The organism is Deltaproteobacteria bacterium, assembly GCA_020848905.1.
Taxonomy (GTDB): Bacteria; Myxococcota_A; Polyangia.
Map to the genome: position 1 here is coordinate 114,664 of JADLHG010000062.1, position 24,357 is coordinate 139,020.

Genomic DNA, 24,357 nt, shown 5'->3' on the forward strand with positions numbered 1-24,357 from the left:
CAACGAAAGAGAGCTCTTCGCCGCCTCGCACCTCACTCGAGGTAGATGTCGCACGAGTCGAAGTCGATCGACCAGTTCCCCCCGTCCTTCCCCTCCCAGCCGTATTTCCGGGCCATTCCCTCCCACCACTGCTGAAAGCGCACACTCACGCCCCCCATGTCGCGCACGGCCTTTTCGTAGAGGGGCGACTTCGCCAGCGTCTCCGCGTCCATCTTGCCGAGCGCGAGAAAGAGCTCTCCGAGCGCCGTCTTGCGCTGGAAGAGCTCCCGAACCTCGTCTCGCTCCTCGGGGGAAACCCGTCCCACGAGCTTCTTGGCCATCGCCTGCTCCTTGTCGATTGCACAGGCCGCCGCCTGCGTCGCCGCGACGACCTCGCGCGGGGCCCGCGGTTGCCGCATCTTGCGGTTGGTCAGCTTCTCGAACGGCTCCTCGTACGACACGAACGGAATGCTCGGGAGGTCGGTCATGCGCCCGTGCTCCTTCAGCGCCTCGAGGAGCTGTCGCGAGCTCTCGCGCTCCAGGTGGGCGGCCCGACAGACCTGCCACGGCGGCGTGTTCAGCTCGAGCGTGGCGCGACGGTTGAGGTACACGCAGCGACGACAATGATACGCGTCGCAGAGGGCGCAGATGGGCGCCGCGGCGCGTTCGAGCAGCCGACGGTTCGGCAGGCGTGGCTCGTCACCGAGCTGCCCCAGCGCCGGCGCGCCGTCGAGGGCGAAGCCGGGGCAGAGGTGCAATCCCCCTTCGGGGTCCACCGTCAGGTGGTCGAGGCCGGCCCCGCACTCGACGGGCTCCTGCAGGACCAGGCGGTCCGAGAGCGCGCTCAGCTCGGTCCAGCGCCCGGCCAGGTATTCCCCTTCGCACGCGCGGCGCACCTCGGCGAGCGCCTCCGCGTGGCACGCGAGCTCCGCCTCGCTCCACGCGTCCTGATCGAGCAAGACCAGCACCACGCGCTGCACGCGCGCGCCGAGCGCCCGAAAGGCCTCGGGCCAGCCCGCCAGCCCGGTCCTCGGGACGCGCAGGATGGCGAGCTCGTGCTCACCCGGTCTCAGGCGGGAAATGGCGTCGCCACCGTCGACGGTCAGCTCGACGACCGGCACGTCCTCCGGCGCCAGCGCGCGCGCGCCGGCCGGGACGTAGCAGACGACCTCGCGCCCGTCGAGCAGCGCCCGCCGTGCGTCGCTCAGACCCTCGACGCCCGCGACGAGCTGCAGCGCCAGCCCCCGCTCCTTGGCGAAGGCCAGGACGGCGCCGAAGACCTCGTCGGACATCGGCTGCGCCGACGCGCCCCCCGGGCTCGGGTAGTAGCAGAACGAGGGAGCCGCCCCTCCGAGGAGCACCACCAGCGAACGCATCACGCCCCGGGCCCCGACCCGTCGAGCTCGGCCCGCCGCGCGAAGTAGCGACGGTTCGCCCGCACCCGCGCCTGGTGCATCAGACAGATGTAGGTCGCGCGCTGGTAGATCGTCGGCGTGTCAGCGCAGTCGTAGTTGTGCCCCTGGCACCACGCGCACCCCGATGCGACCTCGCACGAGACGCACTTCGCGTCGCTCTGCGTCGAGCGGGTCAAGGCCAGAAAGGGGCGCACGCGGTTGAGCGAGAGGCCCTCCGCGACGTTACCGACGGTGCGCGCCTCGCGCCGGGTGAGCGAGAAGCCGAGGAAGCGGTTGCACGGGTAGAAGTTCCCCGCCGCATCGATGGCGAGCATCTTGCCCGCCCCGCACCAGTTGAGGTTGTCCACCTCGGGATCGAGCGGGCGTCCGATCGTCTCGTCGAAGAGAGAACACGAGTAGTCGCGGTAGAGGCGCCGCTCGAGCATCGCGTCGGCCAGCCGGTCGAGCTGCTCCTCGAAGAGGACGTCGTCCCCCGGCTCCCAAACGTCCTCGAAGACCACGTTGGCGTTGATGGTCTTGATGCCGAGCGAGAAGAGGTGGAGCACCGACTCGGCCAAGAAGGACAGGTTCTTGCGCGCCAGGGTGACCTTGGTCGAGGCGTTCGGGAACTGCCGCAGCCAGAGAGGCACGTTCGCCACCACCTGGGCGTAGGTGCCCTTGCCTCGCGCCGTCACGCGCTCCGCGTCGTGGACGTGCTCCGGGCCGTCCACGGTGATCATGATCTCGAGCGAGTCGCGATGGCGCTCGACGAGCCGCTGCACCTTCGGCGTGTGGTAGAGCGCCCCGTTCGACGAGATGCTGAAGGTGGACCCGGCGAACCACCGATGGTCGAGCTCGAAGGTGCGCTGCCGGATGTAATCGATCAACTGCTCGACCAGGTCCACCTCGAGGAGCGACTCGCCACCCATGAACTCCCAGATGACCTCGTCCTCCCAGAAGAGGTCGTCGTGCGTCAGCACGTAGTCGATGGCGGCGCGCGCCACCTCGAACGGCATGCGCCGCTCCTTGTTCTTGTGCACGAGGTAGCAGTAGCCGCAGGAGAAGTTGCAGTCCTCGGTGAGGATGAGGGTGATGACCTTCTTGGTCGCCAGCATCGCGCTTCGTACTCCCGCGTTGGCTTGGGCGGCAGAGCCCGCTCGCTTGCGGGCCCGAACCATCTTGTCGCACGGACACCCCGCCGGCAAGCGGCGGTCCCTCGTCAGCGGCGGTCCCTCGTCCGCCTCCGGGTCGGCCCCCCGCACGGCCTCCGTTGCCCTCGGAGCCTCCCGGCGGCTACACTGGGCGCCCCCACGTTGCCGAGAGGACCATGAAGCACCTGAATCGACGTCGATGGCTCGTATGCTGGACGATCGCAGCCACCGCGGGGGCGGTCGGCTGCAAGGAACCCACCGCTCCGAATCCGGACCCCACGAAGACGCCCGAGAAGCAGAGCGCGGCCAAGAAACCCGCTCCCGCGGCGGAAAAGGCGAGCCCCGATGCAGCGCCGGCGGGTGAGCACGGTGGTGCCGACGCGCGCGCCGATTCCCTGGCCGAGCACATGCGCGGCCACTTCGGCGCCGCGACGACCCTCAGAAACGCCGTGATCGCCGGCCGGCTGGATGGCCTGGCAGCGCCGTCGAAGGCCCTGGCCGACGACCAGATGGAGAGCAAGAAGGCGCCCGAACCGTGGCAGCCGCGGCTGAAGGCCATGCGCGAGGCCGCCGTTCGCGCCGGCAAGGCCAAGAGCGTGGCCGAGGCCGCCAGCGCCGTCGCGGAGCTCGGTGCCACCTGCGGCGGCTGCCACCGTCAGACCAAGACGGAGGTCAACTTCCCCCTCGGCACCGTGCCTCCCGAGGGGAAGGACCGCAAGAGCCACATGGCGCGCCACGCGTGGGCCATGTCTCGCCTCTGGGAAGGGCTCGTCGGTCCGTCGGACTACGCCTGGAAGACGGCGACGGCGGTGCTCGCCGAAGAGCCGCTGAAGTCGCACGAGATCCCCCCCAAGAGCGCCGGCAAGGAGGCGAGCGTCCTCGCCGACGAGGTGCACAAGGTGGGGCGCCGGGCCGGCGCCGCCAAGACCGTCGAGCAGCGGGCCAAGGTCTACGACGCGCTCGTCCGCCTCTGCGCCCGCTGCCACGCCCTCTTCGCGGACTGAGCAGGGGAGCTGTCCCCCGTTCGCGTACTCGACCCTTGACCCGTCCCCCGCCGATCGTCATACTGCTGCGCGCGCGCCACCGGGGTGGCGGGCCGCACGGAGAAACGTCGTATCAGGTCGTCGATTCCGTTGCGCGCCTGTAGCTCAGCCGGATAGAGCATCGGCCTTCTAAGCCGAGGGTCGCAGGTTCGAGTCCTGCCAGGCGTACCACCTCCGGCGCGGACGCGGTTACGTCGCGGTCGATAGCAGTAGACGGCAGTGAATAGCAGTAGAACGCAGTAGAGATGTGGTGGGCGTAGCTCAGTGGTAGAGCACCGGGTTGTGGCCCCGGGTGCCGTGGGTTCAATCCCCATCGCTCACCCCCGTCGCGCAGAGCGGCCAGTCCAGAAGGGCTGGCCGCTCGTTTTTTGAGGGCTCGCGATACAATGCCGTCATGAACGCGCCGATCGCCGTCGCCCTCGCCTCGGTCCTGTGTCTCGCGGCCTGTGAAGGCTCGCCCCAGCGGAGCGGAGACGGGGGCCTCACCGACGCCGGCCGCGAGGAAGGCGGCGGACCGCCGGGAGAGGCCGGCCTGCCGGGCGACTCCCGCCTCGCCGACGGGGCGCGGCGCGACGGCGGCCCACGCCCGCCCGACGCGGCCCCCATCGACCCGACCAAGGACAGCGATGGCGACGGGCTGCCGGACGGCTTCGAGCAGCTCTTCGGGCTGAACCCGACCAAGAAGGACAGCGACGGCGACGGCGTCCCCGACGGACAGGAGGACGACGACAAAGACGGCCTGACCGCGCAGCAGGAGTGGGGCTTCTACCGCGTGCCCGCCACCGCGGAGAACGCCCGGCCGAGCCCGACGCACAGGGATCTCGTGATCGAGCTCGACTACCAGAAGGGCTTCGGCCCCTCCCCGACCCTGCTCGCCGAGTTCGTCGAGGCCTACGCCGCGGTCGACCTCGCAAATCCCGACGGCAAGCCCGGCATCGCGGCCCACGTCTACGTCGACGAGCGCGACCTGCCGGTCTCGAACCTGGCCGCCGACGTGAACGCCCGCATGGACTACCTCGGCGCGCACGGCCCGGGCGCGAGCCTCTCCTCCGTGGCGCACGCCGAGATGGTGCACGTGATGCTCGTGGCCGAGCGCCCCGATTCGGCGGCCCGCGGCGGCGAGACGGTCGGCTCCACCCAGGCCGGGCCGAACAAGGCCGGCGTGCTGATCTACTCGGGGAACCTGCAGAAGCTCTTCCCCACCTGCAACCTGCCCAATCCTCCGGCGGTGAGTCTCGAGGAGGCGCTCGTCTCGACCTTCGTGCACGAGGTCGGCCACACGCTCCAGCTCGGGCACGACACCGACGTGGGAGGCGGCGTCAACGCCTACAACATCATGGCCACCGACCTCAAGGAGTGCGCCCTGCTCAAGCAGCGCACGCGCGGCACGGGCAACAGCGACCCTGCCCTCGGCGCCACCGACGCGCAGGGAGGCCCGCGCTTCTCCCGGGCCGCCGCGCAGCTCATGAAGCTCACGAACAAGATCTCCGCCGAGGCCTCGCAGTTCGAGACGGGCAGCGGCCACGAGATGTAGGGCAAGCCGAACGAGCGCGGCGGGCGGGCAGGGATGCGGCGGGCTACTTCGCCGTCGGCCTACTTCGCCGTCGGCGCGAGGATGACGCGGACGAGCCCCTTCTCGAGCTTCACCTCGCACTCGCCCTTCGTCCCCGCGAAGAAGACGCGGAGGTGCGCCCCTCCCTCGGGCCGCTTGCGCACCCACACCAGGCGGTAGCCGCCCTTCTGCAGGGCGTAGTTGCCGACGGGGACGCCGGCTTCGCCCTGGGGCAGGTTGATCGCGACCCCCTCGGGTGACGCGAGCCGGTAGTGCTTGGCTCCCTCGAGCGACCCCTTCACCGGGATGGTCACCACGGCACGGCTCCCGTCGACCGTGACGACGGGATGGCGCGACGCCGGAGCGACAGCTTTTACAGCTTTCGCGGCTTTTACTGCTTTAGCGTGTTTGTCCGTTTTCGCCGCAGGGGAAGCCTTGGGCTGCAGGGTCTTCCCCGCCGTCGCCTTCGACGCGACCTCCTTGGGGGCGACAACGCTCGGCGCGGCGGGCTCCTCCGGGGCGTCGTCGGGCCTGTCCTCGGCGCTGGCCTCGGCGGCGGCCGCCGCCGCGACAGGGGCCTCCACCGCCTTGGGGGCCGGTTGAGCCGCCGGCTGCGGGTCCTCCTTGGCCGGCACGCGCACGATGGTCGGAGCCGCCCCCGACGCCGTCGAACGCAACGGATCCACGTCCACCGCCGAGAGCGTCTCCCCCTGTCCCTGCTCGAGCCGGTCGGCCACCGTCTCCCACGGCTTGGTCTGCACCAGCGAGGCCACGGCGATCCCGGCCATCACCACCGCCGCCGCCCAGAGCCACGCACGGCGACTGCGGCGACGCGGCGCCTCGGTCTCTTCCCAGAACTCGCCGTAGCGCCCGTACTCGGCCGCCGAGAGCGGCGGGTCCTCGTAGATCGGAATCACGGGCTCGCTGAGCGGCGGTGGACCGACGGGGCGCGCGGAAACCTCCTCGGCGAGCGCCGACCGCCGCTGACTCACCAGCGTGTCGGAAGCGTCCTCGACCTCGGCCACCTCGACCGACGACGTCTCCACCGCAGGAAGGTCCACGCACGCCTTCAGCTCGATGGAGCCCGCCGCCGCGACCCCCGGATTCGACGAGCTCTTGTGCGTGACGAGGAGCATCGGCTCGTCGGTCACGGGCGCCGGCTCGGCCACGACGGGCGCGATGGGCTCCCGCGCCACCTGAAACTGCATCGTGGGCGTCCGCTCCGACTGCCACTCGGCGAGGTCCGCGTCCTCGTCCTCGCTGACGGATTCGGCGTCGGCGTGCTGCGCCGTGCGGAGCGGCAAGGACAGATCGACCTGCAGCCTCGGCACGTCGTGCGGGGCGCGCGCCTCGAGCGCGACACCGTGGAGCACGCCGAACTGCTCGGCCTCGACCGCGCTGTCCCCCTCGCCGAACGCCACGCGCACCGCCGAGTCCAGCCGCAGAAAGGGCAGCACCGTCCGCAAGCGAATGCCGTCGCCGGTTCTCACGGCCTGCGCGCGAACGGGCTGCGACATCCCTTCGAACCACACCTTGACCGACTGGTTCTCCTCGCGCATCGGCCCCACGAGCCGCCGCAACAGACGCTCGTCACCGTCGGACAGGTCGATGAACTGGATCCCCATCCCCGCGCCGGGGACCTGCTCCGCGCCGCGCCAGGGCTTCACCCAGGCCACTCTCCCTCGCACGGTCAGGTGATCGTCGGGCAGCGGCAGATCGCACAGGAGCTCGGTCCCGACGTCGCACAGCTCCGGCGCTTGCACGAAGACACCCGAGGCGCTGAGATTGCTCGCCTCGGCCAAGATGGTGCGCTGCTGGCCCGGCGGCAGCAGCCGCACGGTGGCCTGGTAGCGCACGCGGTGGTCTCGTCGCTCCCAGAGCTCGTTCATCGCCGCATCCTCATGAGCTGCATCCTCGCCGTTGGCGTGCGCGTTCGAGTGTATGGAGGGGTAGTGGGGTGGGCAATTTTTTGACCCTCGCGCGGCACATCGACGGGCCGTGTGCCGTCGTGTGTGTCTCTCGGCGTGCGATCGCAAGAGCGCCATGATGTTCGCGACGTAGATCGTTCGCGTCGAAAGCGCGCGCGTGACCCAATCGGCCACGAGAGAAAAAGATGTCTCTCCGCGAAAAAAAAACGTCTGCCGCGTTGACTCGGCCGCTCGAGATTTGCGACTATGAACCCATCCGAAATGGCAAGCCGTCGTTTGAGTAAGGCCTCCATTTTCTTCGCCGGGCTCCTCGGCGGATGCGCTACCACTTCCTCACCCAGCACGCCGGGCCCAACGCCAGGATCCACTCGGGATCACGCCATGGGATCGGTCGTCGCCCCGCAGCGCGTGCGCGTCTTCTTTCGTGAAGGGAAGGCCTTCGCGCGAGAAGGACGCCGCGAGTGGGCGCTCGCCGAGGTCGGCCGCGACGAGATGCTGTGGGCTCCCGACGGGCAGCGCTTCGCCTACGTGAAGGCGAAGCCGCGTCGCGACGTCGAAGGCGGCGCGTTCTCCTTCGTGGTGGTCCGCAACCTCCGTGGCGACTCGGTGAACGAGTTCCCCGTCTATCGCCCCGGCCAGCCGTCGGAGCTCGAGTGGATCGACGACGATCAGATCTCGTACGTCGCTCCGCCGGACAAGTCGGGCGACGCCTACGTGGTCCACTCCGTCTCCACGGGCGAGGTCGTGCGCGTGTTGCGCGGGCGCTCCTTCGTCTGGTCGCCCGGGCGCAAGCGCTTGGCCTACGTGAGCAACGACACGCGTCGCCCGATCATCAAAGTAGACGATCACATCGTATGGCCTCGCGGCAGCACCACGGCGGCGCGCAAGCGTCAACTCATCAGCCCGCTGAGCTGGTCCCCGGACGGTAGTGGTCTCGCCTTCCTCGAGCGGGACGGCAAGGAAGCTCGTCTCGTGGTCTTGCTCGTGGTGGACAACCACGAGGGGGACCTGACCTGGCCTCTGCCGAAGGGCGCCAATGGGGGCGAGAACAAGCTCTTCTGGGCCCAGAACAAGGTTCTCATCGGCGAGAGCGCCTTCAAGCCGCGCTTCGCCGCCAGCTGGAATCGCGTCCAGTAGCGCGCCCCTTCCCGCCCGCTCCCGTTTGACAGCCCTGCCCCCGTATGATCGAATGTGACCGCGATGCGTCGATACCTACTCATCGGGGCGGTGCTGTCCTGGCCCCTCGCGCTGAACGCCGAGGACCCGAAGGATCCGCCGGCCGAGGCCGAACGCCCGCGCGAGGAGAAGCCCGCCCCGGCCTCGCGCCCCGCGCAGGATCCGTTCGCGCGCCTGCGCGTCGTGACGCCGCGGGGCAAGCTCGGTCCCCTCTGGTCCGTTCGTCCCCGGGACGTGCGCGAGCAACGCGACCGCTCGAAGAAGGAACAGATCAAGGTCACCATCAACACCATCCCACCGGGAGCGCTCGTCTTTCACGGCGGTAAGCTCCTCGGAAAGACGCCGCTCACCCTCCCCGCGCACCGCAACAGCACGCCGCTCGACATCACTCTTCAGCACGGAAAGCGCTTCATGCTGCTGCGCACGCGGATCCATCGACGGGTCACGCGCTCGTACGTCTTCAAGCTGAGCCCGGCGAAGATCCACTGATCCACGACGCGGTTCCGGATCTCTTGCGAGAGAGATCGCACGCCGCACCTCCACGACCTCGCGATGCGCGCCGCGCCGAAGATGCCCACAGAAGGGCTCAGAGGGGCACTTTCTCGCGCCAGGGGTCTTGACAAGATCGAGCGAATACCTGACAAGAGTTCTTCCTGAGCACGCAGTCCTCCTCAGGAAGAAGCCAACTCACACGACAGAAGAAGGAGGAGTCCCCATGGCGAAGGCGACGAAGACGAAGGCGAAGGCTGGCGGCAAGAAGGCGGCGGCGGCGAACCGCGAGGTTCTCGTGGTGGCGAGCAAGATCAAGGAGTACATCAAGTCGAAGAACCTGCAGAGCAGCTCCGAGGTGGTACCGGCTCTCAGCGAGAAGATCTACGAGCTGCTGGACAGCGCCGCGACCCGCACGCAGAACAACGGTCGCGCGACCGTCCGTCCCCACGACCTGTAGGCGTGGCGCACGCGCTGTTGCTCCGCCCGGCCCACCCGGCGGGACGCGGCCGCAGCGCTACGGATCGAGAGCTTGCCGTACAGCTCGTGCCAGCTCGCCGTGTGTGTAGGGCTTCTGGATCAATCGTGCATCGGGCGGCGCGCCTTCGAGCATCTCGGCCGCATATCCTGACGTGAAGAGCGTACGAAGGGAGGGCTGGCGAGACGCAATTTGCCTCGCCAGCTCGAACCCGTTCGTCTCCGGCATCACCACGTCGCTGATCAGCAGGTCCACCGGACGGTCCAGGCCGGCGAGCGTCTCGAGCGCCTCGCGCGCCGAGCCGGCCTGCAGCACCTCGTAGCCCAGCGAGCGCAGCAGTCGCACCGCTGCGTGGCGCGAGAGCGTCTCGTCGTCCACGACCAGCACGCGCTCGCTGCCGCGCGGGTGCTGCTCGCCCGTCGCATGCGCCGCTCGACCGACGCGGCCCGCACGCGGCAGGTACAGCGACACCGTCGTCCCCGCCCCCACCACGCTCGCCAGCTCGAGGCCGCCGCCGTGCTGCCTGAGCGTGCCCATGGCCACGGCCAGCCCGAGCCCCAGCCGCTCGCGCGTGCTGACGAAGGGCTGCAGAACTCGCGGAAGGATCGATGGGGGAACGCCGCAGCCGGTGTCGCGCACGGCGAGCCGACAGTACGCGCCAGGCGCCAGGTCGAGCTCTCCCGCCAGCCGAGCGTCCAGCTCGACGACGCCCAGCTCCAGCAGGATCTGCTTGGCTCCCGCGAGCACCGCGTTGCCGAGGAGCTCTGCGAGCACGCTCCGTATGGCCTGGACGTCGATCTCCACCTCGGCGAGCGCGTCGGCGGAGGTCTCGAGGGTCAGATTGACTCCGTGGGGGAGCTCGTGCGCCAGCGCGCTCTGCGTGGTGGAGAGCCACGGCACGAGGGCGACCCGCTTGCGTACTAGGAGCTGCTTGCCCGCGATCGCCAGGAGCTGGTCGACGATCTCCTGCGCGCGCTCCCCCAGCGCGACGACCTCCTCGAGCTCTGCGGCGCCCGCGGCCCCCACGTCCACCAGGGAGAGTCCCTCGCGGGCGTGGGCCCGCATCTGCGCGAGCACGCCCCCGAGCTGTCGCGCGATGGCGCCGCAGAGTCGCGCCTGCTGCTCGATCGCTTCGTGGGGCATGGCGGGCAGAGCATCGTGGAAGGGAGCGCAAAGCGCAAGCGCACGCCGGGCGGACGGACGCGCGCGGGCAACGAACCGACGGGCGGGCGAATCAGGGCCCTGACTTAGTTCGTGCCGCCGGCCTTCGGGAGGACAAGCTCCTCGGGGTGCCCTCCGCGGAGCGAAGGCTCTCGCCGCAGGAGCGCGTCGGCGAGCTTGAACGGATCGATGCGGAGCTGTCCCGTCGCGAGTTCGCGGCGGAGGTGGAAGAGCTGCGCGGTACGGCGTCGGGGGCGCTGGGGCATGACTCCCTGATCCATCGACCGCGCCGGCGGGTCATTTAGGACCACCGCCGCCGGATGCGCCAGGGAGTTGAATCGTCAGGGATTGTTGGTCGGTGGCGGGGCTGGGAGGGGGCGTCTACGCCGCGAGCGCGGCCCGACGTTCCACGGCCGCTCGGAGGCGCTCCACGGCTTCAGAGCGGATCTGGCACACGCGCGACGGCGACACGGAGAGCAGGTCCGCGATGTCCCGCAGCGGAAGCTCCTCGTAGTAGTAGAGCCACAGCACCTGCCGCTGGCGCTCCGGGAGCTCCTCGATCGCCTCGGCCAAGCGGGCCCGCGTCTCGTGCTGCGTCAACTCCGCCTCCACTCCGGGCTGCTCCGAGGCCAGCTCCAGGTCATCGGCCGAAACCATGCGCGCCGAGGCCAGACGGACCTGAACGCCGCGGTAGTCCTCGAGCGAGACGCCCAGGCGTCCGGCCACCTCGTCGTCGTTCGCGTCGCGACCGAGCTCGCCCGAAAGCTGATGCATCGTGCGCTGCAACTTCTTGCTCTCGATGCGCGCCTCGCGGGACATGATGTCGCGACGGCGGAGCTCGTCCATGATCTCTCCGCGAATGCGGAATTCGGCATAGCCCTTGAAGGTCTCGGCCCGCTCCGGATCGAAGCGCGTGAGAGCGCCGGCCAGGCCGAGCAGCCCGGCCCCGACCAGATCGTCCAGCGCCACATGGGACGGCAACCGCCGGGCTACCTGCGCCGCCACCTCGTGCACCAGAGGCATGAGCGATTGGGCTAGCTGCTGGCGTTCGCTCTGCGTTTGGCTGCTCATCCTCGTCCCTCCGCTATCCCGTGTGCTGGCTAACAGCAACGCATGTGCCATGACCTATTGCGTTGATATTATTTTAAATTATCCGATGTGCCGGATCCACGGCTGGGTCATCGGTGACCCGTTGCGCGACGCCACGCAGGCTAAGCACCGAGAAATGCGTGAGGCTGAACCAGGGTCATGTGCGACCCAGGAGGCGGGCCTCGACCTGCGCAAGCGGACAGGGGGAAAGTCGTGGACCTGTCTTGCCGGTGCGGGAGCGCGGGGCTACAGTCGAAGGGTCACCAATGACCCATGAGCCGAATGCGCCGGGCGGGGCGTTGCAGGTCCTGCTCCTTCATCCCCTGGCCTCCGCGCGCGCGAGCATGCGAGAGGCGCTCTCGCCCGCGCTCGCCGAGGTCACGGAGGCGGGCCGCCGCGACGAGGTCGACCTCGAGCGGCTCACCCAGGTGATCGTCGCTCACCCGAGCTTCATCGGCTGGACGGAGGTGATCGCGGAGGCCCGTCAGCGCCATCCCGCGCTTCGCGTGGTCTGTCACGCAGACGAGCTGCCCGCGGCCGTCGAGGCGGTGAACGTCGCTCGAGCGGACCATCTCCTCACCGGCGCGCCGGGGGCGGGCCTCGCGAGCGCCCTTCGGCTAGTTGGCGACGAGCTCGAGTCGCGGCCGGGCTCGCCTCCGACGGCACGGGCCGGAGCGGCGGAGCTCGACGCCGCGATCGGCGCGTACCGGAGCTCCGCGGTGGGCAAGCTCACCGGCGCGGTGGCGCACGAGCTGAACAGCCCCCTCACGAGCATCATGGTCTTCTCCGAGGCGCTGGCGCGCAAGACGACGGAGGAGCCGGGGCTGCACGAGCCCGCGCTCGAGGTACACCAGGCCGCACAGAAGTGCCGGCGCCTCATTCAAGGGCTGCTCTCTTTCGCGCGGCGACGGCGGTCGCCCGAGCCGGAAGCGCTCTCCCTGCCGGCCGTGTGCTCCGAGGTCCAGACGCTCGTGCAGCACCACGCCGACATGGCGCGGGTGCGGCTGGAGGTGGAGGACCTGTCCGGCGCGGGACGCGTGTTCGGGCGGACGGTGGACCTCGAGCTGCTGCTGCTCGACCTCGTGCAGGAGGCGGTCGCGGCCTGTCGGCCGGGCGATACCGTGCGCGTGGCAGCGCGGGACCTGGCGCCGGAGGGGCCGGTCGAGCTCTCGGTGACCGAGGCGCGGCGGGCCAGCTCTCCCGAGGCGAGTCCCACTGGGGCGGAGCGCGGTTCGACGGCCCACACCGCCTGGCCGACCGCGGGCGGAGTCGTCACCGCGCGCCAGGTCCTGGCAACGGCGCTCGGGGCGGACCTGGAGATCGTGACGGCCGAGGACGGAGGCGCCACCGTCCGGGTTCGTCTACCCGCCGCGCCGGCGCAGGAAGGACGGCGCTGATGGGCAAGGCGTCCGAACAGATCGCCGTCCTCGTGGTGGACGACGACCCGAGCGTCCTCAAGTCGTGGCGCGAGATCCTCGCCGACCCCTGCTACAAGGTCACGCTCCTCGAGGATCCGGTCGCCGCCGCCGCGCAGGTGGAGGGGCTCGAGCTCGACGTGGCGGTGGTGGACATCCGCATGCCCGGAATGGACGGCATGGAGCTCCTCACCGCGATCAAGACCAAGCGGCCGGAGGTGGAGGTCGTGATGATGACCGGCTTCGGTGGCGTGCAGGACGCCGTCGAGGCCATCCGGCGGGGGGCCTACGACTTCCTGAGCAAGCCGTTCGAGAGCATGGAGGCGGCCGAGCTCACGGTGCGCCGCGCGGCCGAGCTGCGCCGGCTCGAGCGACGGGTGCGCCAGCTCGAGCGCGAGATGGAAGGGGGACAGCCGCTGCGCCACGTCGTGGGGCAGAGCGAGGCGATCAAGCGTGTGATCGAGCTCGTACGCAGCGTCGCGGCCAGCCCGGCCACGGTGCTGATCATGGGGGAGAGCGGCACGGGCAAGGAGATGGTGGCGCAGGCGATCCACCGCAACAGCCCGCGCGCGCAAAAAGCGCTCGTCACGCTGAACTGCTCGGCTCTCACGGAGACGCTCCTCGAGAGCGAGCTCTTCGGGCACGCGAAGGGAGCCTTCACGGGGGCCACCACGACGCATCGCGGGCTCTTTGCCGCGGCGGACGGCGGCACGATCTTCCTCGACGAGATCGGCGACATGGCGCTCCCCACGCAGGTCAAGCTCCTGCGCACGATCCAGGAAGGGGAGGTGCGGCCGGTAGGGGCCACGCAGACGGTCACGGTCAACGTGCGCATCATCGCCGCGACCAACGTGGACCTGGAAAAGAAGGTCAAGGAAGGCGCGTTCCGGCAGGACCTGTTCTACCGGCTGAACGTGGTGCGCATCGACATGCCGCCCCTGCGGGAGCGCGGCGAGGACATTCCGCTGCTCGCGCACCACTTCCTGCACAAGCACCAGGCCACCATGAACAAGCAGTTCGAGGGCATCGACCCCGCGGCGATGGCCTGCCTCACGAGCCACGACTGGCCCGGCAACGTGCGGGAGCTCGAGAACACGATCGAGCGCGCGGTGGTGCTCGGGCGGGGCAAGACCATCACGCTCGCCGACCTGCCGGCCAAGATCGTGGGAGAGAGGGCGCAGCCCGAGGCCGACCTGACCCTCCTCCCCTTCCCCGCGGCGAAGGACGAGGCCGTGGCTCGCTTCGAGCGCGTCTACCTCGCACAGCAGCTGGCGCGGCACCAGACGGTGGCCGCGGCCGCGCGGGCCGCCGGAATGGACCGCTCGAACTTCAAGCGGCTCCTCAAGCGGCACGGGCTGCAGGCGAGCGAGGGCTAGAAGCCTCCACCGGAGGAGGCGCGCCTCGACGAGAACTCGGGGGCTGGCGAATCAGGCGCCGGTCATGCGCGACGGCCACCGATATCTGCCGGAATCCCGCGGCGGGCTGGCCCGCTGCTCCTTCTTCCACTTCTGGTGGGCCTTCTCGCTCCGCCGGCGCTCGACCTCACGCCGCAGCGGGGCGTACCTGCGGGCGTTGTCGATGGGCCGAGGCGTGGCGACCACCTTCAGCGTCGCGGCGTCGAGGTGGTAGAGGTTCGACGCTCCCACCTGCCTCTGCTTCGGGTCCGAGACCGTGATCACGAAGCGGCTCTTCATCTGGGAGTTTTTCGCACCCCCGACGGTGTAGTACTCCTCGGTCAGGTGCGCGGAGAAGCGCCCCTGGTTCGGACCCTTCGCGGGGCCGCGAAGCCAGGTGCCGAGCTGCCTCCAGTCGCTCTCCACGATCCCTTTCAGCCACGCCTCGCGATCCTTTGGCGCGACGTTCTCCTTCTCCGCCAGCTCGACGAGATAGGCCGCGACGCGCTTCGCCATGCCCCTCGGCGTGAGACGCCCCCCGGCGCTCGCCGGCGCGAGGCCCCAGCCGAGCGTCAAGGCGAACACGACCGCAGCCACCGCGCGCGGGAACCTGGACTTGCTCATCCGCCACCTCCGCGAGGGATCTGTGCAACCGCCGTTCCAGGTAGTGGCGGGCCGTCCGGACCGCGCGGCGGCCCTGCAACCGGCAGAAGTTGCTCGGGCCTGGATCCGAAGGGAGGCCTCGCGGCCGGTGGCCCGAGGGGCCTGCTGGGGACAGGCCTACCCCGGCGCATGGCTACCCTTGCAACGGATCGGGGGAGGAAGCGGGAGGCTCAGGCTCCGAGCGCGGCCAGGACCGCGTCGGTCACCTTGGACATGGGCGCCGCACGCTCTTCACCCACCAGATCGTAGGTGAGCGGCTCGCCCCGGCGGAGCACGGCCTTCACGGCGGCCTCCACCTCGTCGCCGCCCGCGACCAGCTTCGGCAGCTGCTTGCGCTCGCCGACCCAGCGCAGCGACTCGGCGACGGCGAGGATCATCGCCATGGGGTTCACCTTGTCCTGGCCCGCGTGCCGCGGCGCCGAGCCGTGGATCGGCTCGAACATGGCGTGCTCGTCGCCCACGTTGCAGCCCACGGCCATCCCCATCCCGCCCTGCAGTACGCTCGCCAGGTCGGTCACGATGTCGCCGAACATGTTGGTCGTGACGCACACGTCGTAGTACTCGGGCTGTCCGAGGAGCCACTGGGTGAAGGCGTCGACGATCGCCACGTCCTTTTCCACGTCGGGATAGTCCTGGCCCACGGTGCGGAAGATGTCCACGAAGAGCTGACAGCCGCGCAGCACGTTGTCCTTGACGATGCAGGTGACGCGTCGGCGCCCGTCCTTCGGGGCGCCGCGACCGCGACGGCGCGAGAGCTCGAAGGCGTAGCGGATGACGCGTTCCGACGCGGCGTGCGTGATGAGCCGGACGTCCGAGGCCACGCGCGCACGACCCGAGCCGAGCACGCCCCCCACGCCGCAGTAGAGGCCCTCGGTGTTCTCGCGCACGATCACGAGGTCCACCTTCTCGGGCTCCCAGACGCGCCGCCGCTCGCCGTGGATGCGGTGGGCGACGCCCGGGTAGAGCTTCACGGGGCGCACGTTGGCGTAGAGATCCAGCCGCATGCGGTTGCCGATGACCGGGGACCAGCCGGCCATCTGTCCGTTCTCCATGGTCACCGGCGAACCGCTCGCGGTGGGCCAGCCGACGGCGCCGAGCAGGATCACGTCGGCGGCGGCGCAGCGCTCCTCGGTCCCCTCGGGCCAGTCGCGGCGACCGTGCTGGAGGTAGAACTGGCCTCCGCAGGGGATCTCCTCCACGGCGAACTCGACCTGGGAACGCGCACCCACGGCGCGGAGCACCCGCAGCCCCTGCGCCATCACCTCGGGGCCGGTGCCATCTCCGGGCAGCGCGACGACATGGATCTTCATGGTTTCTCCTCGGGGGGGTTCGCGTCTGGGGGAATGCGCGGTCGGCGATACGGCGCGCCACCGTCCGGACACTGCCACCCGCGCCGCGAGGGGGTCAAGGCCTTTGCCCGGCGCCGAACTGCGAGCCGCGCGGGCTCGAAGGTCCAATCGTCAGCGCGAGAGGAAGCGCGTGGCGTCGAAGTGCATGCCGCGCGCGTCGTGCGAGACCTTCACCGTGCCGTTGAACTTCGCGCGACGCTCGACCTCGTAGTGCCCGGGGCTGCACCGCGTGGGTATCGCCCCGACGGCGCACACCGCTCCCACGCCGCCCCGCATGCACGCCGCGTAGGCCGGGCTGGTGCAGCTCGGCGCCACGTAACGCAGCTCGGCCCGGTTCCCGCCCACGCCGCGGTCCACGAGGCGAAAGTAGCGATACCCGCTCTCGAGCGTCAGCTCGGCGCACCGACGGAGAAAGAGCTCGCGCGCCAGGTCGGGCTCCATGCCATCGGGGCCGAGGTACTCGACGTAATACAGCGCCTCGCCCACCCGCTGGTCGAGAAAGCCGAAGCCGGTCTGCTGATCGTAGGGGCGATAGTACGGGCGACAGCCGGCGAGGCCAAAGCAGCAGGCGAGCAGCGCGACGTGCGCGACGTGGACCGGACGTGCCATCGCCTGGAGTGTAGCAGGGGACTAGAACACCGATCGGTGTTCTAGCGGACCGGGTCCTTCACCGGGATCACGAGCACGACGGGGACGCGTTCGCCGTGGGGCCCCTCGAGGATCGCCGAGGCGCGCAGCTCGCGTACGAACCCGCTCGAGGAGAAGGAGGCCCCGAGGCCGGACGCGGCGTGCGAGCGCTCGGCCACGGTGTGGCTCACGGAAGACGTGCGCACGAGCATCCGGCCGGCCGAGTCGTAGCCGGTGAACTCCGGCTCGCCCTGGCGGCTGCGCAGAACGCGGCCGAGCACGCGCTCCACCACGCGGCTCGCCACCGTGCCGATGAGCGCGCGGTTCGTGTAGACCAGGCGGGCGACGGTGAAGGCGGTGAAGCCGATGATCGAACCCGGCACGCCGAGCCCGACGCTGTAGGCCATCCAGGTGAGCCCCGCGCCGAGGTCGAATCCGGCGAGGGTGAAGGCCTCGCGGCGTTCGGGTCCTTCGGTACGCAGGGCCCTCACGGCGCGCGCGAGGCCGACCACGCTCTGGAGCGCGCCCCCCGCCACGCCGAGCAAGGAACCGGCCGCCACGAGCGCGTGGGCGGCGAAGCGGGAGCCGAGCAGCTTGGCCCCCTCGGTCAGGACGGCCTGGCCGGTCCACGCGAGGCCGTGCATCGCCTCGGCGGAGCGCACCCGACTCGGATGGCGAAGCTGCTTGGCGGAGGCGGCGCCGAGGGCCCACGCGGCGAGCACGTTGCCCGGAAAGGGCACGGCCTTCTGGGCCAGCCCCAGCACCCCGTCCATGAGCAGCGTGGCGGTCGCGAGGTCGCCGACCTGCTCGGTGACCTGAAAGCGCCAGCCCTGGGCCCAGCGCATGGCCCGTCCCTGCGCCAGGTCTTGCGTCGCAGCGGCGATGGGGGCGCGCCAGAGCCCCGCCAGCTGCGGCCCCTGCAAGAGCAGCCGGGCTCGTTGCACCGGCCGAAGCTCGCGCAGCTCACGCGTGCGGTCCGACCCTTGACCGTTCGCCTGCGGCAGCGCGTGAGCCAGACCCGGCAGGAGAGCCGCCACCGTGATCAGGACCGCGAGAGCGCCAACGGAAAGGAGCGTGCGGGGGGACCGCGTCGGAGCGGAACGGGGCGAGAGCAGTGAACGCACGAGGACCTCGCGACAGTTACCCGGGTTGCCCAACCGCCCACCGAAAAAGTGGCGAGATATTAGTCAGCTTCGTCGCTGCGTCAAGGAGAAACGGGGGGCCCGGATCAGGGCGCGGCGGCCAAGGGGCGGACGCGCCGCCCGGGCCCTCCCGCCGGAGCGCGCCCCTCGACCGCCACGCCGCCAGCTGTCTAGGTCGCGCACGGACCCAACTACGCGATCTTGCTTAGCTCTCGCAGAAAGCTGGTGTGCTGGTACTGGTTCGTGATCGCCGAAGCGAGGTTCTCCACGTCCCAGAATTCGTTCCAGTTGACGCGAATCACCGGGATGAGGCGACTGATCTCGGCCAGGAACTCCTCGTAGTTCGCGGCCAGGCGGGCCAGGTACTCGAGCGAGACGCCCGCCTCGAAGCCGCGCGAGCGCTGCTTGATGCGTTCGAGCGAGCTCTCGGGGGAGACGTCCAGGTACACGATCACGTGCGGCCGGCACATGAAGTTGGACAGGTTGCGAAAGAGCGTGACGTAGGTTTCGTAGTCGCGTGGCTCCATGTGCCCGAGGTCGCGCAGCGTCTTGGCGAAGATGGCGTCCTCGTAGATCGTGCGGTCCTGCACCCCGCCGCGGCCGCGCCAGATGATCTCCTGGTGCTGCTGGAAACGGCGGTTGAGCAGGTAGATCTGCATGGCGAAGGCGTAGCGCGAGGTCTCGCGGTAGAAGTCCTCGAGGTACTCGTTGTCGGCCACGGGCTCGTAGTGCACGTCGAGCCCGAGGTGCCCGCCGAGGGCCGTGGCGAGCGTGGTCTTGCCGGCGCCGATGAGGCCGGCGATGCCGACGAACGCGTTGCCGAGGGGGGAGCGGCGCGGATCGGCGGAAAGGCTCATGCGACGAGCTCCTCGTGGGTTTCGGTGAGCGCGATACCGAGCGTGGCCAGCTCGGCCAGGATGGGCTCGTAGAGCCCCTGCAGCACGGGGATGTGCACGCCGGGGGTGGTGAAGCGCCCCTCGAGGAGCAGGCGCGCGCCGATCGCCGCCGGCAGCCCGACGGTGCGCGCCATCGCGGAGTCTCCGCCGGACTCGCCGAAGCAGACCAGCGACGAGACTACGCGCTCGCGCCGCGGACCGCGCTCGAGCTCGAAGCGGTGCTGCATGACGAGCAGGTCGCGCTCGCCGGGGCGATAGGCGAGCTCCTCCTGCATCAGGCCGGCGAGAGCCTCGACCACCGTCGGGGCGTGGCGGGGGAGCGCGCGCGGAGAGAGCAGCCCGAGCCAGCGCAGGCGCTCGATCACCGGTGCGGCGGGCGGCAGACTCAGGAACGCGGCGAGCTGGGAGACGAGCCCCGACGGATCGGGGAGGCCGAGGCGCGCCGCGAGGAGCTGGTCCCAGTGGCGTGCGACGGGCGGGTCGTTCTCGAGCAGCCCGAGGAGGCGGAGCGCCTGCATGGTCTCGGTCCAGCCCGGGTAGCGGAGCGTCCCGCGATACATGGTGGCGATGCCGTCGAGCCCGTAGAGCGACAGGTAGTCGGTCGCGTCGCGGTTCGGGTAGGCCTCGAGGGTGCCTACCCCCGGGAGCTCGAGCGGGTGCACCTCGCGGACGAGCTCGTGCGCCGCGCGCTCCACGAGCTTGCCCCCCTCGAGAAAACGCGCGGGGCGCGTGGCGGCGCGCAGGACGCCGACCGGGCTCCAGGAAAACTTGTAGCCGAAGGGGTTGTCGTTGGCCTCGGGGGCCGGGATACCGCCGCAGTAGGAACGGAACGAGGTCACGCGGGCGCCGTCCCTCTGCGCGCGGTGGATCACCTCCATCGCGGACATATGATCGATCCCCGGGTCCACGCCGAGCTCGTTCAGGAGCACCACGCCGGCCTTCTGGGCCCGGGCGTCGAGCGCGCGCATCTCGGGAGAGACGTACGAGGTGGTGACCAGGTGCTTGCGGCGATGGATGCACGCCTCGGCCACCTCCACGTGCATCGAGGCGGGGAGGAGGCTCACCACCAGGTCGCTGTGCGCCACCATGCGGTCGAGGCCCTCCGCGTCGCTCGCCGCCCAATCGAGCACCGCGCCGACGGGACGCCCGCGGAGGAGCGCCTCGCCCCGCTCGGGGTTATTGCAGGCGATGGTGAGCCAGATCCCGCGCTCGACGAGGTAGTCCACGAGAGGCGGGGCGACGAGGCCGGCTCCGAGCAAGAGCACGCGTGACATGGATGGGATGGTCGGCGGGGCAGCGGTCGCGAGTCAAGGACCGCCTGCAGCGCCGCGCCGCATCGTGCGCCGCGCCGCATCGTGCGCCGCGCCGCCACTCCGTCGCGCCCGAGCGGACGCTGCTAGCTCAGCGGGCCGGCAGCGCGTCGGAGGGGTTGCCGAGGAGCAGGCTCCACTTCTCGGCCGCGCCGAGCCGCTTCACGCGCGCCTCCAGGCTCAACGCCTCGGAGCGGTCGGCGCAGCGCCACGCGCCGAGGAGGCGTACCGGCCGCTTGCCCCGCAGCGCCTTCGCCCCGCGCAGGCCACCGTTGTGCTCGCAGACGCGGCGCTCGGGGTCCGGGGAGATCCCGGTGTAGACGCTCCCGTCGCGGGCCAGCACCATGTAGACGTACACGCCTGTCACCATCGCTTCTCGCAGCACGCCGCGCAGCCTCGGGGCTCAAGACCGCCGCGGCAGGACCCCGAGCCCCGGACGCGCGGGCAGCACGAGGTGCCCCTCGTGGTCGAGCACCACCCCCTCGAAGGGGTCCTCGGCGAGGAGCAGGTGTCCATCCAGGTCGGCGAGGTCGGCCTCGAGCGCGAGGTGCGCCGCCGCGGTGATGGCCAGCGACGAGGCGACCATGCAGCCCACCATCACACGGAGGCCGAGCTCCCGGGCGCGGCGAAGGAGCGCGCGCGTGGGCCCGAGGCCGCCGTGCTTGTCGAGCTTGAGGTTCACGCCGTGATAGCCCTCGGCCACCCGCGGCAGATCCTCGAGCCCGGTAACTTCCTCGTCGGCCCAGAGGGGCAGCGGCGAGCGCTCCCTGAGCCACGCCATCTCCTCGGGGCGATGCGCGGGGATCGGCTGCTCGACGAGCTCCACCCCCTGGGTCGCGAGCCACTCGAGCTCCGCGAGCGCCCGCTCCGCGCTCGGCCAGCCCTCGTTCACGTCCACGCGCAGCGGACGATCGGTGACGGCGCGAATGGCGTTCACGCGCTCGCGGTCGGCCTCGGTCCCGAGCTTGAGCTTGAGCACGGGGTACGCCGCCGCGGCGCGCGCGTGCTCGGCCATGGCCTCCGGCGTATCCAGCCCCACCGTGTACGAGGTGCGCGGTCCGCGCGGCCCTTCGAGCCCAAAGGCGCGGTAGAGCGGCAGTCCACGCGCCGTGGCCCAGCGATCGAGGAGCGCCATCTCGAGCCCCGAGCGGGCCGACGGGGGGAGCGGCGGGACCTCGGCGTCCAACCAGGCGAGGAGCGCGTCGGGAGCTTCGCCGCCCGGGAGCGTGAGGGCCTCGAGCGCGGCGATGGCCTGCTCGGGCGATTCGCCGTAACGCGCGTTCGGGCAGGCCTCCCCGCGTCCCGTCAGGCCGTCCCCCACGAGCTCGACAAGCACGTTCGCCACGGAGGTACGGGTCCAGCGGGAGATGCCGAAGGGGCGCGCAAGGCGGAGCTCGAGACGGTCTACGGAGAGGCGCATGGGCCTGTCGCGATCAAAGGTGTCGCCGCAGATAGCTGAAGTTCGGCGTCAGCTCCCCGCGGTAGGCGATGGTGGCGCGACGGAGCGCCGGGGAGAGCCCGCTCTGCTCGAAGGTCGCGTCGTAGCGTGCCGCCGCGAGGGCCGGCAGATAGGGCAGGAGCGCGAGTCCGAAGGCCTCCGAGGCCTCGCGCGGCAGCTCCGCGGGCAGGTTGTAGACGGCCAGGATCACCGGACCGTGGCCGGCCACGCCGTCGTGCGTCTCCCCGGTCGCCACGTCGTAGACGTACGCCGGTGCGTCGGGCGAGGTGGTGCGCACGGTGGCTTCGATCGCCCCGTTCAGGTCGCAGGAGAGGTCTCCGATGACCTTGAGCCGCGGCGCGGGCTCCGCGTAGAGGCGGCGGAGCGCGGGGAGCGTGACGAGCCGCGGGAAACGTTCGTCCCAGTAGATGCAGTTCACGAGCACGCTCAGCCGCGAGAGCTGCCGCTCGAAGATCGGCCGATACCACTCGGGCTTCTCGTAGTAGCTCTCGAGCCCCGTGACCCCCGTGACCGGTTCCACCGTCTCGGCCCGCCGAAAGACGGTGGAGAAGAGCCCCGGCGTGCCGGGCCGCAACCCGTCGAGCTCGTCGGGCTCGAGGGCCTTCGCCCCGCAGAGCTCGAGGATCGCCTGCGCGCCGCGCGAGACGTTGCCGTCGCCCGTGATGCCGACCAGGACGGGCGCATGCGGGGGAGGCAAGCGGAGCTCCGCCATCTCGGCCCCGATGCGGCGCAAGGCCGCGCTCGCTTCGTCGAGCCCGGCGTAGTCGAAGGCGCAGCGCAGCTCGGCGAGCGGCGTCGGGATCCCCTCGGCCAGGAGCCGCTGCCCGAAGGCCCAGAGCGTGTCGATCATGCCGGCGAGCCCCGCGTAGCGGCCGAAGAAGACCGTGCGCCGACCGTGCTCGTCGGTGATCTTCTCGTAGTCCACGAGCGTGCACCCGAGCTCGAGCAGCCGCCGGAGCATGGGCAGGTTCTGCGCCTGCCCCTTGATCGTGTGCGAGAAGAAGGCGTAGGTCGCGTTCGGCTGCAGGTGCGGCAGGTCGATCTCCTTGAGGCCGACGATCACCTGCGCCTCGGAGAGGTCCTCGCGCACCACCGCCCCCGCGGCCGCGTACTCGGCCTCGGTGAAGACCCGCTGCGCGGCCGGCTGCACCCAGAGCTCCACGCCCTCTCGACCGAGCGCCGGCAGGTGCACGGGGCAAATGGGGGACCGCCGCTCGTGGTGCTTGTCCTCGCGTCGCAAGGCCAGAAGAGATGTCACGCGCTCGCTCGCTCCTCGCCCGAACCGCGACCACGACGGGCGCCGGTCCTCAGAACTTCAGTCCCTTGCGTGGCTCGCCCGCGCCGTCCGCCCCGCCGGTCGCGCACTTCAGCGCGGCCTCGTCCAGCCCCTCGGGGAGGCGCACCGAGAGCACGATCAGCAGGTCCCCCGCCGTGCCGTCGGCACGCGGCGCCCCCTTGCCGGGAAGGCGCAGCCGCTCGCCTCCGCGGGCCCCGGCGGGGACCTTCACCTTCACCGCCCCGGCGGGCGTGGGCACCCGGACGAGCGTCCCCGAGAGCGCCTCCTCGACGGAGACAGGGAGCGTGAGCACCAGATCCTCGCCTTCGCGATGGTAGTAGGGATGTGGCGCCACCACGACCTCGAGGAAGAGGTCCCCGGCCTTGCGCGTGCGGTTCGCGGGGTGCCCCTTGCCGACGAGCCGGATGCGGTTGCCCGTCTGGACGCCCGGGGGGACCTTCACGGTGAGACGCGCGCCCCCGAGCGGCGAGGCGACCGTCACCTGCCCCCCCAGCACGGCGACGCGCAGGTCCACCTCGACGGGAATCACGAGGTCCCCGCTGCGTGGCGCGGTGTCGTCCTCGCTGCGCCGCACGCGGCCGAGGATCGCCGCGTCGTCGGCGTCCACGACGGGTCGGTCGCGATGCCGTCGCGCGCGCCGGGAATCGAAGTTGCGCTGGAGCCCGGCCTCGCCGAACTCGTCGTAGAGCTGGCGACGCGTGGGCGCCGAGAGGACCTGGTAGGCGCGCGTGAGCTCCTTGAAGGTCTCCTCGGCCTCGCGCGTCGGGTTCAGGTCCGGGTGGTACTTCCGCGCCGCGCGCAGATAGGCCTGGCGAATCTCGTCGGGGGACGCGCCGCGGACCACGCCGAGGAGCTGGTAGAAGCGATCGATCTCGTCCACGGCCGGCATCACGCGCCATCTTCGCACGGCCGCTCGACGCGCGGAAGTCCGTCGGGGGCGCCTGTCGGGGGTCGCGCTACTCGACGACTCTCAGGTGGGGCCGGTCGCGCTTGGTCGGCTCGCCCTTCGGCGGCTCGCCCTTCGGCGGTGCGGGCTCCACCGGCGGGCTGATCCAGAGCAGGTGCTCGTCCCCGACGGAGAGCTGGATGATCGACGCCCAGGGGAAGGCGCACGGAAAGGGGGAGCGGTTGAAGGACAAGGTCCCCGAGATGCCGTCGTCGGTGACCTCCAGGTCGGGGACCGGAATGGCCATGCGCCACCCCACGTGGATCCCCACCGGTTCGCGCGCCTGCATCAGCGGCTCGGGCAGCTTGACCCCCGTCACGACGGGGTTCACCACCACGAGGATGTAGTCCTGCTCCTCGAGGAGGCGCCGCACCACGAGCGGCTTGAGCTGGCTCATCGGCCCCATCGTTCCCTCGCGC

24 protein-coding genes and 2 tRNA genes are annotated in these 24,357 nt (G+C 70.7%); 9 read left to right on the forward strand and 17 right to left on the reverse strand.

Annotated features, from left to right (window positions below):
* Nucleotides 1–32: 32 nt before the first annotated feature.
* Nucleotides 33–320, reverse strand: coding sequence for a CXXX repeat peptide modification system protein (locus IT371_27300; GenBank protein MCC6751390.1), 288 nt, complete (start codon nucleotides 318–320; stop codon nucleotides 33–35).
* 1,034 nt (nucleotides 321–1,354) lie between these two features.
* Nucleotides 1,355–2,488, reverse strand: a complete 1,134-nt coding sequence (locus IT371_27305; protein ID MCC6751391.1) for a radical SAM peptide maturase, CXXX-repeat target family — start codon at nucleotides 2,486–2,488, stop codon at nucleotides 1,355–1,357.
* A gap of 212 nt (nucleotides 2,489–2,700) precedes the next feature.
* Here IT371_27305 and IT371_27310 point away from each other — a divergent pair, with 212 nt between their 5' ends.
* From IT371_27310 to IT371_27325, 4 genes are all read left to right on the forward strand, one after another.
* Nucleotides 2,701–3,528: a hypothetical protein gene (locus IT371_27310; protein ID MCC6751392.1), complete on the forward strand. Its 828-nt coding sequence runs from the start codon at nucleotides 2,701–2,703 to the stop codon at nucleotides 3,526–3,528.
* Between the two features lie 133 nt (nucleotides 3,529–3,661).
* Nucleotides 3,662–3,738 (forward strand) — tRNA-Arg (locus IT371_27315).
* A 79-nt stretch (nucleotides 3,739–3,817) separates the two neighbouring features.
* A tRNA-His gene (locus tag IT371_27320) sits at nucleotides 3,818–3,889 on the forward strand.
* Nucleotides 3,890–3,961: 72 nt separating this feature from the next.
* A complete protein-coding gene (locus IT371_27325; GenBank protein MCC6751393.1) occupies nucleotides 3,962–5,101 on the forward strand; it encodes a hypothetical protein in 1,140 nt (379 codons plus the stop codon).
* A 59-nt stretch (nucleotides 5,102–5,160) separates the two neighbouring features.
* Here the strand turns inward: IT371_27325 and IT371_27330 are convergent, their stop codons facing one another.
* Nucleotides 5,161–7,008, reverse strand: a complete 1,848-nt coding sequence (locus tag IT371_27330) for a PilZ domain-containing protein (GenBank protein MCC6751394.1) — start codon at nucleotides 7,006–7,008, stop codon at nucleotides 5,161–5,163.
* A gap of 420 nt (nucleotides 7,009–7,428) precedes the next feature.
* Between IT371_27330 and IT371_27335 the strand changes: the two genes are divergently transcribed.
* From IT371_27335 to IT371_27345, 3 genes are all read left to right on the forward strand, one after another.
* Complete coding sequence (locus IT371_27335; GenBank protein MCC6751395.1) at nucleotides 7,429–8,184, forward strand: hypothetical protein; 756 nt, start codon at nucleotides 7,429–7,431, stop codon at nucleotides 8,182–8,184.
* A 63-nt stretch (nucleotides 8,185–8,247) separates the two neighbouring features.
* Nucleotides 8,248–8,712, forward strand: coding sequence for a PEGA domain-containing protein (locus IT371_27340; protein MCC6751396.1), 465 nt, complete (start codon nucleotides 8,248–8,250; stop codon nucleotides 8,710–8,712).
* Between the two features lie 226 nt (nucleotides 8,713–8,938).
* A complete protein-coding gene (locus IT371_27345; GenBank protein ID MCC6751397.1) occupies nucleotides 8,939–9,172 on the forward strand; it encodes a hypothetical protein in 234 nt (77 codons plus the stop codon).
* A gap of 57 nt (nucleotides 9,173–9,229) precedes the next feature.
* On the opposite strand, the gene IT371_27350 is transcribed toward IT371_27345, so the two are convergent.
* The 3 genes from IT371_27350 to fliA all read right to left on the reverse strand — a co-directional run bounded on the left by IT371_27350 (nucleotide 9,230) and on the right by fliA (nucleotide 11,422).
* Nucleotides 9,230–10,333, reverse strand: a complete 1,104-nt coding sequence (locus IT371_27350; protein MCC6751398.1) for a response regulator — start codon at nucleotides 10,331–10,333, stop codon at nucleotides 9,230–9,232.
* A 104-nt stretch (nucleotides 10,334–10,437) separates the two neighbouring features.
* Nucleotides 10,438–10,617: a hypothetical protein gene (locus IT371_27355; GenBank protein ID MCC6751399.1), complete on the reverse strand. Its 180-nt coding sequence runs from the start codon at nucleotides 10,615–10,617 to the stop codon at nucleotides 10,438–10,440.
* A 115-nt stretch (nucleotides 10,618–10,732) separates the two neighbouring features.
* Nucleotides 10,733–11,422: an RNA polymerase sigma factor FliA gene (gene fliA, locus IT371_27360; GenBank protein ID MCC6751400.1), complete on the reverse strand. Its 690-nt coding sequence runs from the start codon at nucleotides 11,420–11,422 to the stop codon at nucleotides 10,733–10,735.
* 284 nt (nucleotides 11,423–11,706) lie between these two features.
* On the opposite strand from fliA, the gene IT371_27365 reads away from it, so the two are divergent.
* Both IT371_27365 and IT371_27370 read left to right on the forward strand, forming a co-directional pair.
* Nucleotides 11,707–12,837: a HAMP domain-containing histidine kinase gene (locus IT371_27365; GenBank protein MCC6751401.1), complete on the forward strand. Its 1,131-nt coding sequence runs from the start codon at nucleotides 11,707–11,709 to the stop codon at nucleotides 12,835–12,837.
* Nucleotides 12,837–14,231 carry a sigma-54-dependent Fis family transcriptional regulator gene (locus tag IT371_27370; GenBank protein MCC6751402.1) on the forward strand — a complete coding sequence of 465 codons (1,395 nt, stop codon included), beginning with the start codon at nucleotides 12,837–12,839 and terminating at the stop codon, nucleotides 14,229–14,231. Before IT371_27365 ends, IT371_27370 begins: the two co-directional genes overlap by 1 nt.
* Before the next feature lie 51 nt (nucleotides 14,232–14,282).
* Here the strand turns inward: IT371_27370 and IT371_27375 are convergent, their stop codons facing one another.
* The 11 genes from IT371_27375 to IT371_27425 all read right to left on the reverse strand — a co-directional run bounded on the left by IT371_27375 (nucleotide 14,283) and on the right by IT371_27425 (nucleotide 24,335).
* Nucleotides 14,283–14,873: a hypothetical protein gene (locus tag IT371_27375; protein ID MCC6751403.1), complete on the reverse strand. Its 591-nt coding sequence runs from the start codon at nucleotides 14,871–14,873 to the stop codon at nucleotides 14,283–14,285.
* Between the two features lie 209 nt (nucleotides 14,874–15,082).
* Nucleotides 15,083–16,222: an isocitrate/isopropylmalate dehydrogenase family protein gene (locus IT371_27380; protein MCC6751404.1), complete on the reverse strand. Its 1,140-nt coding sequence runs from the start codon at nucleotides 16,220–16,222 to the stop codon at nucleotides 15,083–15,085.
* A 150-nt stretch (nucleotides 16,223–16,372) separates the two neighbouring features.
* The gene (locus IT371_27385) at nucleotides 16,373–16,870 is read right to left on the reverse strand and encodes a hypothetical protein (GenBank protein MCC6751405.1); all 498 of its coding nucleotides are present in this window, start codon (nucleotides 16,868–16,870) and stop codon (nucleotides 16,373–16,375) included.
* A 41-nt stretch (nucleotides 16,871–16,911) separates the two neighbouring features.
* A complete protein-coding gene (locus IT371_27390; GenBank protein MCC6751406.1) occupies nucleotides 16,912–18,012 on the reverse strand; it encodes a hypothetical protein in 1,101 nt (366 codons plus the stop codon).
* Between the two features lie 209 nt (nucleotides 18,013–18,221).
* Nucleotides 18,222–18,887 (reverse strand): deoxynucleoside kinase, encoded by a 666-nt coding sequence (locus IT371_27395; GenBank protein ID MCC6751407.1) that lies wholly within the window; start codon nucleotides 18,885–18,887, stop codon nucleotides 18,222–18,224.
* On the reverse strand, nucleotides 18,884–20,200 hold the full coding sequence (locus IT371_27400; protein MCC6751408.1) for a saccharopine dehydrogenase NADP-binding domain-containing protein: 1,317 nt from the start codon (nucleotides 20,198–20,200) through the stop codon (nucleotides 18,884–18,886). The genes IT371_27395 and IT371_27400 overlap by 4 nt, the downstream gene beginning before the upstream one ends.
* Before the next feature lie 127 nt (nucleotides 20,201–20,327).
* Nucleotides 20,328–20,582: a GIY-YIG nuclease family protein gene (locus tag IT371_27405; GenBank protein MCC6751409.1), complete on the reverse strand. Its 255-nt coding sequence runs from the start codon at nucleotides 20,580–20,582 to the stop codon at nucleotides 20,328–20,330.
* Nucleotides 20,583–20,639: 57 nt separating this feature from the next.
* Nucleotides 20,640–21,656 carry a dipeptide epimerase gene (locus IT371_27410; protein ID MCC6751410.1) on the reverse strand — a complete coding sequence of 339 codons (1,017 nt, stop codon included), beginning with the start codon at nucleotides 21,654–21,656 and terminating at the stop codon, nucleotides 20,640–20,642.
* Nucleotides 21,657–21,669: 13 nt separating this feature from the next.
* Entirely contained in the window at nucleotides 21,670–22,953 is a 1,284-nt protein-coding gene (locus IT371_27415) for a hypothetical protein (GenBank protein MCC6751411.1), read from the reverse strand.
* A gap of 49 nt (nucleotides 22,954–23,002) precedes the next feature.
* On the reverse strand, nucleotides 23,003–23,899 hold the full coding sequence (locus IT371_27420) for a DnaJ domain-containing protein (protein MCC6751412.1): 897 nt from the start codon (nucleotides 23,897–23,899) through the stop codon (nucleotides 23,003–23,005).
* Between the two features lie 49 nt (nucleotides 23,900–23,948).
* Nucleotides 23,949–24,335 (reverse strand): hypothetical protein, encoded by a 387-nt coding sequence (locus tag IT371_27425; GenBank protein MCC6751413.1) that lies wholly within the window; start codon nucleotides 24,333–24,335, stop codon nucleotides 23,949–23,951.
* Between the last annotated feature and the right edge of the window lie 22 nt (nucleotides 24,336–24,357).

What these genes read in the sequence shown, in the direction of transcription:
- IT371_27300 (MCC6751390.1), bottom strand. Translation starts at nt 320, where the DNA reads ATGGCCAAGAAGCTCGTGGGACGGGTTTCCCCCGAGGAGCGAGACGAG.
- IT371_27305 (MCC6751391.1), bottom strand. Translation starts at nt 2,488, where the DNA reads ATGCTGGCGACCAAGAAGGTCATCACCCTCATCCTCACCGAGGACTGC.
- IT371_27310 (MCC6751392.1), top strand. Translation starts at nt 2,701, where the DNA reads ATGAAGCACCTGAATCGACGTCGATGGCTCGTATGCTGGACGATCGCA.
- IT371_27325 (MCC6751393.1), top strand. Translation starts at nt 3,962, where the DNA reads ATGAACGCGCCGATCGCCGTCGCCCTCGCCTCGGTCCTGTGTCTCGCG.
- IT371_27330 (MCC6751394.1), bottom strand. Translation starts at nt 7,008, where the DNA reads ATGAACGAGCTCTGGGAGCGACGAGACCACCGCGTGCGCTACCAGGCC.
- IT371_27335 (MCC6751395.1), top strand. Translation starts at nt 7,429, where the DNA reads ATGGGATCGGTCGTCGCCCCGCAGCGCGTGCGCGTCTTCTTTCGTGAA.
- IT371_27340 (MCC6751396.1), top strand. Translation starts at nt 8,248, where the DNA reads ATGCGTCGATACCTACTCATCGGGGCGGTGCTGTCCTGGCCCCTCGCG.
- IT371_27345 (MCC6751397.1), top strand. Translation starts at nt 8,939, where the DNA reads ATGGCGAAGGCGACGAAGACGAAGGCGAAGGCTGGCGGCAAGAAGGCG.
- IT371_27350 (MCC6751398.1), bottom strand. Translation starts at nt 10,333, where the DNA reads ATGCCCCACGAAGCGATCGAGCAGCAGGCGCGACTCTGCGGCGCCATC.
- IT371_27355 (MCC6751399.1), bottom strand. Translation starts at nt 10,617, where the DNA reads ATGCCCCAGCGCCCCCGACGCCGTACCGCGCAGCTCTTCCACCTCCGC.
- fliA (MCC6751400.1), bottom strand. Translation starts at nt 11,422, where the DNA reads ATGAGCAGCCAAACGCAGAGCGAACGCCAGCAGCTAGCCCAATCGCTC.
- IT371_27365 (MCC6751401.1), top strand. Translation starts at nt 11,707, where the DNA reads ATGACCCATGAGCCGAATGCGCCGGGCGGGGCGTTGCAGGTCCTGCTC.
- IT371_27370 (MCC6751402.1), top strand. Translation starts at nt 12,837, where the DNA reads ATGGGCAAGGCGTCCGAACAGATCGCCGTCCTCGTGGTGGACGACGAC.
- IT371_27375 (MCC6751403.1), bottom strand. Translation starts at nt 14,873, where the DNA reads ATGAGCAAGTCCAGGTTCCCGCGCGCGGTGGCTGCGGTCGTGTTCGCC.
- IT371_27380 (MCC6751404.1), bottom strand. Translation starts at nt 16,222, where the DNA reads ATGAAGATCCATGTCGTCGCGCTGCCCGGAGATGGCACCGGCCCCGAG.
- IT371_27385 (MCC6751405.1), bottom strand. Translation starts at nt 16,870, where the DNA reads ATGGCACGTCCGGTCCACGTCGCGCACGTCGCGCTGCTCGCCTGCTGC.
- IT371_27395 (MCC6751407.1), bottom strand. Translation starts at nt 18,887, where the DNA reads ATGAGCCTTTCCGCCGATCCGCGCCGCTCCCCCCTCGGCAACGCGTTC.
- IT371_27400 (MCC6751408.1), bottom strand. Translation starts at nt 20,200, where the DNA reads ATGTCACGCGTGCTCTTGCTCGGAGCCGGCCTCGTCGCCCCGCCTCTC.
- IT371_27405 (MCC6751409.1), bottom strand. Translation starts at nt 20,582, where the DNA reads ATGGTGCTGGCCCGCGACGGGAGCGTCTACACCGGGATCTCCCCGGAC.
- IT371_27410 (MCC6751410.1), bottom strand. Translation starts at nt 21,656, where the DNA reads ATGCGCCTCTCCGTAGACCGTCTCGAGCTCCGCCTTGCGCGCCCCTTC.
- IT371_27425 (MCC6751413.1), bottom strand. Translation starts at nt 24,335, where the DNA reads ATGAGCCAGCTCAAGCCGCTCGTGGTGCGGCGCCTCCTCGAGGAGCAG.